This window comes from Streptomyces sp. NPDC002130, assembly GCF_040296465.1.
Lineage (GTDB): Bacteria > Actinomycetota > Actinomycetes > Streptomycetales > Streptomycetaceae > Streptomyces.
The window spans coordinates 1-1,365 of record NZ_JBEOXI010000885.1; the positions used below are offsets into that span (position 1 = coordinate 1).

Annotated in this window: 2 protein-coding genes; one reads left to right on the forward strand and one right to left on the reverse strand. The window is 73.0% G+C overall.

What is annotated here, in order from left to right; genetic code table 11:
- The coding region (locus ABT116_RS46630) for a response regulator transcription factor (RefSeq protein WP_351647325.1) at positions 1-303 on the forward strand (303 nt) is incomplete at its 5' end.
- 32 nt (positions 304-335) lie between these two features.
- Here the strand turns inward: ABT116_RS46630 and ABT116_RS46635 are convergent.
- Positions 336-1,365: SGNH/GDSL hydrolase family protein (locus ABT116_RS46635; protein WP_351647328.1), on the reverse strand; the 1,030-nt coding region annotated here is incomplete at its 5' end.

Sequence of the window (1,365 nt, forward strand, 5' to 3'; positions counted from 1 at the left end):
CTCGGCGCCACACCGCTGCGCGAACAGGCGGACGACCTGATCCGTCGCGGCCGGCTGTCGGACAGGCCCGGCAGCGACGACCGGGCCGCAGTCCTCACCGCGCGCGAGCAGGACGTGCTGCGGCTGCTCGCCCTCGGCCGCAGCAACCGGCAGATCGGCGAGGAGCTGTTCATCAGCGGCAAGACCGCGAGCGTCCACGTCTCCAACATCCTCGCCAAGGTGGGCGCGTCGAGCCGCGGCGAGGCGGTGGCGATCGCCTACCGCGAGGGCCTGATCGCCCCGGAGCCGACGACGTCCGCCTGACCGCCCGAGCAGGTGAACGGGGCGACCTGGGGCTAGCCGGTCCCGCAGTCGAGGTCCTCGAGGTCGACGGCGTCGGCCATCGCCCGCATCCCCTGGTCGTTGGGGTGCAGATGGTCGCCGCCGTCGAAGGCGGGGCGGATCCGCTCGGGGTCGTCGGGGCTGCGCAGGACGCGGTCGAAGTCGGTGACCCCGTCGAACTCGCCGCTGTCGCGGATGAAGGCGTTGACCTGCCGCCGCACCGCTTCCCCGGCGGGGTCCCACTCCTGCCAGCCCTTGTAGGGGGCGATCGTGGCTCCGACGACGCACTTCCCGGCCGCGTGCGCCCGGTCGATCAGCCGTCGGTAGCCGGCGATCAGCCCGGCACCAGTGGCGCCGGGTTCGGCCTTGATGTCGTTGACGCCCTGGAAGAGGAACACCGTGCGTACGCCCGGCAGCGAGAGCGCGTCGCGCTGCACACGGTTCAGGGCGCTCTGCCCGGGACCGTCGAGGAGGACCTTGTTCCCGGCGATGCCCGCGTTGGCCACTCCCTCGACCCTGGTGCCGGTGGCCTCGCCCAGGCGGCGGGCCAGGAAGTCGGGCCAGCGGCGGTCCCGGTCGGTCGTGGAATGCCAGCCGTCGGTGATGGAGTCGCCGAGGGCGGCCACCGCGCCCGTCTTCTCGCGGGGCCGTACGGTGACGGCGTCGAGGTAGAACCAGGAGCCGGTCCGCTGCTTCCAGTGGGCCGCGCCCTCCTCCGCGGCGTGGTCGCCCACGGTCTTGTAGGACGTCTGCATCGCCAGCCAGTGTCCGGTGAGCGCGCCGCCCGCCCGGGGCACGTACATGCTGACGGCGAGGGTGCGCCCGGCCGGAACGCGGCCGGGCAGCGGGTCGCTGTAGACGATGCCGCCGGCGGGGACGGTGACGGAGCGGGCGCCGTCGAAGGTCAGGCGCCTGTTGCTGCCGGGGACGAGTGCGGCACCGCCCCGTCGCAGGCCGGCGTGGACGTTGGCGAACGTCACCGGCTGGTGTTGCTGCCCGGTACGTTCTTGCTGAAGATCGTGTTGACAGGGCCGTAGGTGTTGG